Source organism: Micromonospora sp. NPDC049240 (assembly GCF_040647835.1).
Lineage (GTDB): Bacteria > Actinomycetota > Actinomycetes > Mycobacteriales > Micromonosporaceae > Micromonospora.
The window spans coordinates 1-5,022 of sequence record NZ_JBEZCX010000044.1 but is presented as its reverse complement, the minus strand read 5'-3'; the positions used below and the strand labels follow the sequence as shown (position 1 = coordinate 5,022).

Sequence of the window (5,022 nt, the reverse complement as noted above, 5' to 3'; positions counted from 1 at the left end):
CCCGGCGCGGGGGTCGGGGGGGCCCCCGCTCGGGTTGGGTGCGGGGGGGGGCCCGCGGCCCCCCCCCCCCCCCCCCGCGGGGGCGGCCCCCCCCCCCCGGCCCCCCCCGGGGGGGCGCGCCCCGGCCCCCCGACCGGCGGCGCCGGTCGGGAGATGCACAACGCGGGCACCATCGCCGGCATGGCGTTGGGCAGCGCCTTCCTCGGCATCGTGTACGCCATGTCGCACACGCTGGGCGCGACCTTCCACGTGGCGCACGGGCGGACCAACGCGATCCTGATGCCGCACGTCATCCGGTACAGCGGCACGACGCCGACCAAGCTGGCCGGATGGCCCAAGTACGAGCACTTCCGGGCGCCGGAGCGGTTCCAGGACGTCGCCCGGATGCTGGGCCTGCCGGCGGCCACCCCGGCCGAGGCGGTCGAGTCGTACGCCACCGCGGTGGAGCGGCTGCGCGACGCCGTCGGCATCGAACCGTCCTTCCAGGCCGTCGGCGTCGACGAGGACGCCTTCCTGGCGGCGCTGCCCCAGCAGGCGCTCAACGCCTACGAGGACCAGTGCGCCCCGGCCAACCCGCGGATGCCGATGCTCGACGACATGCAGGCGCTCATGCCGGCCGCGTACTACGGCAAGGGGTGACGGCCGGACGACGGACGAGCGTCGGCGGCGTGTTGCCGGTTCACGACGAGCAGCGCCACGGTGCAGGCGACCGGCAGGATGCCGGCGAACTCGTTGTCCAGGAGCCAGAAGACCTGCACCACGAGCAGCTCCACCATCAGGGCCACCTCGAACAGCCCGGCCGCCGGCCGGCCACGGGTCGAGCGCCACAACCCGAGGATCCCGAGCACGAACGCGGTGGAGGCGAACGCCGCGTAGATGGCGTTGGGCAGGTTGGGCTGCCGAGACAGCAGCACGAGTGGGCGACCCAGCGAGAAGAGGGTGATCAGCGCGATCGCCGGGGCGGTCCAGCGGCGGACGAACGGGCGGCGGCAGAAGCCGGCCAGCGCCGCCCGCCACCGCTCGCGGACCCGGGTCAGCCACTCACCGCCCGTCGCCGAGCCGGCGTAGCCGTCGGCCGTCCGCTGCGCCGCGTTGACCAGCCGTTCCCGCTCGCTCAGGGGCCGCCGGTTGACGGCGAGTCGCACCGCGACGTACGTCGCGACGAAGACGGCGTAGATGATGGCGGCGACGGGCTCGTAGAAGTAGTTGTTGTCGGCGGTGAGGAACTTGCCGACCTCGTCGATGAACAACCCGAACCCGACACCGGCCACGAGGGCGGCGGCGTTCTTCACCGCGCTGCCGAGGAACAGCGTGGTCATCAGCTGGGCGGCGAGCATTGCGAGGCCGCCCCACAGCACGTGCGCCACGTGCAGCCCGCCGCTGCCCACCTGGGGGTAGCCGGTCATGCCCAGGAACGCCCTGGTCACCAGGATCGTGACCACCGCGGCGACGAGAAACAGCGTGAACCGGTCCGCGCCGCCCTCGTCCCGGACCAGGTGACGCGCCCAGAGGCGACCGATCCGGGTCCGCGGCGGATCGGACCGGGCGCCGGGCCGCCTGTCGGGCCGGCGCGGGCCACTTGTGGACGTGGACGCTGGCTGGGTCACGTCCTCATCCTCTGCCGGTCGGCCGGCCCGGACGTCCACAGGAAACCCCGACGTCCACAGGAAACCCTCCACACTTCGCCCGGCCACTGAGGGAAATACCATACCGGATCGGCCATTGCCGGCGCCGCCCGACGACGGGGTGATCCTCGCCCGGACCGAGGGGATCGCGCCTGCCCGCTCCCGGGCAGCCGCCGCATGTCGTCCTCGACAGGCCGCGTCGAGATCCCGCGCAGCCCCCGGCGCCGGCCGGGCGAGCTTGCCACCGATGATCGGTGCGCGGCGCCAAGCTGGGGATACTGACGGAGTATAGGGATCCTGCTCATGGTGAACGAGCCCTCTCGGTCGCCTTCAGGCAGGGGATCCCATGTACGTCGCAGACCCAATCAGCCCGCTCGGTGGCACCCCACTGCTCTTCCTGCTCCTGCAGATCGGCGTGCTGCTGCTGGCCGCGGCTCTGCTCGGCAAGCTGGCCGCGCGGCTCTCCTTCCCCGCCATTGTCGGCGAGTTGTTGGCCGGCGTCCTGCTTGGACCGTCGTTGCTGGGGGGCGTCGCACCGGCGGCGTTCCGATGGCTGTTTCCGCCCACCGCCGAACAGTTTCACCTGCTCGACGCCGTCGGGCAGGTCGGGTTGGTGCTGCTGGTGGCGTTCACCGGCGCGAGCCTGGATCTGCGGATGATCCGCCGGCGCCATCAGACCGCGCTGCGGGTGAGTCTGCCGGGGCTGCTGATCCCGCTGGCCCTCGGCGTCACGGTGGGGGTGCTGCTTCCGCGGTCGCTGCTGTCGGAGCACGGTCAACGGCCGGCGTTCGCGCTGTTCCTGGGAATCGCCATGGCGGTCAGCGCCATTCCGGTGATCGCGAAGACCCTGATGGACCTGCGGATGATCCACCGCAACGTCGGGCAGCTCATCCTGATGGCAGGCACGGTCGACGACCTGCTGGGGTGGCTCGGCCTGTCCGTGGTGACGGCCGTCGCGACAACGGGACTGCGCGCCGGCGACCTGGTGCTGCCGATCGCGTACCTGGCCGCCGTGGTACTGGTCGCCGTGTTCGTCGGGCGTCCGCTGGTCGGCCGCGTGATGCGGGTCGCGAGTCGGTCGGAGGGCCAGGGCCCCGTCCTGGTCAGCGCGACCATCCTGATCGTGCTGTGCGCGACCGCCACTCAGGCGCTGCATCTGGAGGCCATCTTCGGCGCGTTGATCGGGGGCATGTTGATCGGCAGCGCCGGTCCGGAGGTGGTGCGGCGCCTCGCCCCGCTGCGCCTGCTGGTGACCGCGGTGCTGGCGCCGCTGTTCTTCGCCACCGCCGGGCTGCGCATGGATCTCACGTTGCTGGCCAAGCCGCTCGTGCTCGGCATCGCGACGCTGCTGCTGGTGATCGCCATCGTGGGCAAGTTCAGCGGCGCGTTCCTCGGCGCCTGGCTCAGTGGCCTCAACCGCTGGGAGGCGGTCGCTCTCGGCGCGGGCATGAACGCACGCGGCGTGATGGAGGTGGTCATCGCCATGGTCGGTGTGCAGCTGGGCGTCCTGACGACCACGATGTACACCACGATCGTCCTCATCGCGATCGTGACCTCGCTGATGAGTCCGCCACTGCTGCGGTTCGGCATGTCCCGGCTGCAGATCACCGCGGACGAGGAGATGCGGCTGCGCGCGTACGACGAGCCGGCCGCGGCACCGCCGGCGGCCACCCGCCCGTGAGCTGCGCGGATGCGCGGATAGTCGCCGTATAGATGAACTATCGCGCCCGCCGAGAGGCTGCCCTGGTGCCGTGCTGTCCCGCACCACCACTACGTCCGCGCCACGAGCGGAACCGTCGCGAGCAAGGGAGCGGTCTCGGATGACCACCGAAAATATCGATCAGGTCCCGTCCGTGTCCGACCTGCGCAGCGAGCTGCTCCTGCGCCGGCTGGGCGGAGGCCGGACGGGCAGACGATCCGGGCTGCCGCGCGCCGACCGGGACCGGCCGCTGCGCCTGTCGTCGGGTCAGCAGCAGATGTGGTTCCTCAACCGGCTCGACCCGGACAGCCGCGAGTTCCTGGTCCCGCTCGCGTTCCGGATCCGCGGCGTGGCCGATCGGGACGCGATCGAGCGGGCGCTGTCCGCGTTGATCGCCCGGCACGAGATCCTGCGTACCCGCTACGTGCTCACCGGCGACGAGCCGGAGCAGGTGATCGACGCGCCGGCCCCGATCCACGTGGCGACCGACGTGCTCACCGGGTCAACCGACGAGCGGGCGGCGCGCTGCGCCCAGGTGCTCGCCCACGAGGCGGCCCGGCCGTTCGACCTGGAGCGGGACTGGCCGATCCGGGCCCGGCTGGTGGCCCTCGAACCCGACGACCACGTCCTCGCGGTGATCTTCCACCACGTGGCGTTCGACGCCTGGTCGGCGCAGGTCTTCGTGCGTGAGTTCGCCCAGCTCTACCGCGCGTTCGTCGAGAACGCCGTCCCCGACCTGCCCGACCTGCCCGTGCAGTACGCCGACTTCGCCGCCGCCCAGCACGCCGCCGCCGCCGAGCGGGAGACCGCCCGGCACCTGGACTACTGGCGTGAGCAGCTCGCCGAGCTGCCGACGATCGACCTGCCCGCGGACCGGCAGCGTCCAGCCGTGCGCGAGCATGACGGCGCCGCGGTCGAGTTCGCGCTCCCCGCCGCGCTCGCCGGCCAGGTGCGGCAGCTGGCCGAGCGGCTCGGCACCACTCCGTTCGTGGTCTTCCTCGCCGCGTTCCAGTTGCTGGTCTCCCGGTACACCGGCCTGAACGACGTGCCTGTCGGCACCGTCGTGTCCGGGCGCAGCCGGCCGGAGCTGCAGGGACTGATCGGGTACGGCATCAACAACCTGGTGATGCGTACCCGTTGGCACGAGCGGCAGAGCTTCGCCGAACTCGTCGCGGCGGCCCGCGAGGTGCTGGCTGACGCCTACGACCACCAGAACGTGTCGTTCGCGCGGCTGGTGGACGAGCTGCAGCCGGAGCGGGACATGTCGCGCAGCCCCCTCTACCAGGTCGCCCTCACCATGCACGAGCCGCGCCGCGACGCCGTGACGCTGCCGGGTGCGCGGATGTGGCCGTACCCGCTCACCGGCGGCATCGCCAAGTGCGACCTGGAGTTGCAGGTCGGCGACGCCGGCGACGGCCGTCTCGGCGGCCATCTCGTCTACGCGACCGCCCTGTTCGACGAGTCCACCGTCGAGCGCATGGCCACCCACCTGCGCAACCTGCTCGCCGCCGCGGTGGCCGACGTGGACGCGCCGCTGGCGAGCCTGGAACTGCTCGACGCCGCGGAACGAGCTGTGGTGATCGGTGAACCCCAGTCGGCGGCTCCCGTCGACCGCTGCCTGCACGAGTTGTTCGAGGAGCGGGTGCGGCGGTCGCCGGATGCGGTGGCGGTGGTGGTGGGTGGGGTGTCGTTGTCGTA

Annotated in this window: 4 protein-coding genes; 3 read left to right on the top strand and 1 reads right to left on the bottom strand. The window is 72.2% G+C overall.

What is annotated here, in order from left to right; genetic code table 11:
• Positions 1-153: 153 nt before the first annotated feature.
• On the top strand, positions 154-639 hold the full coding sequence (locus tag AB0B02_RS31770) for an iron-containing alcohol dehydrogenase (protein ID WP_357306771.1): 486 nt from the start codon (positions 154-156) through the stop codon (positions 637-639).
• Here AB0B02_RS31770 and AB0B02_RS31765 read toward each other — a convergent pair.
• Positions 624-1,607, bottom strand: a complete 984-nt coding sequence (locus AB0B02_RS31765) for a hypothetical protein (RefSeq protein WP_357306768.1) — start codon at positions 1,605-1,607, stop codon at positions 624-626. The genes AB0B02_RS31770 and AB0B02_RS31765 overlap by 16 nt on opposite strands.
• A 364-nt stretch (positions 1,608-1,971) precedes the next feature.
• On the opposite strand from AB0B02_RS31765, the gene AB0B02_RS31760 reads away from it, so the two are divergent.
• On the top strand, positions 1,972-3,306 hold the full coding sequence (locus AB0B02_RS31760; protein ID WP_281939224.1) for a cation:proton antiporter: 1,335 nt from the start codon (positions 1,972-1,974) through the stop codon (positions 3,304-3,306).
• Positions 3,307-3,445: 139 nt separating this feature from the next.
• The coding region (locus AB0B02_RS31755; RefSeq protein WP_357306761.1) for a condensation domain-containing protein at positions 3,446-5,022 on the top strand (1,577 nt) is incomplete at its 3' end.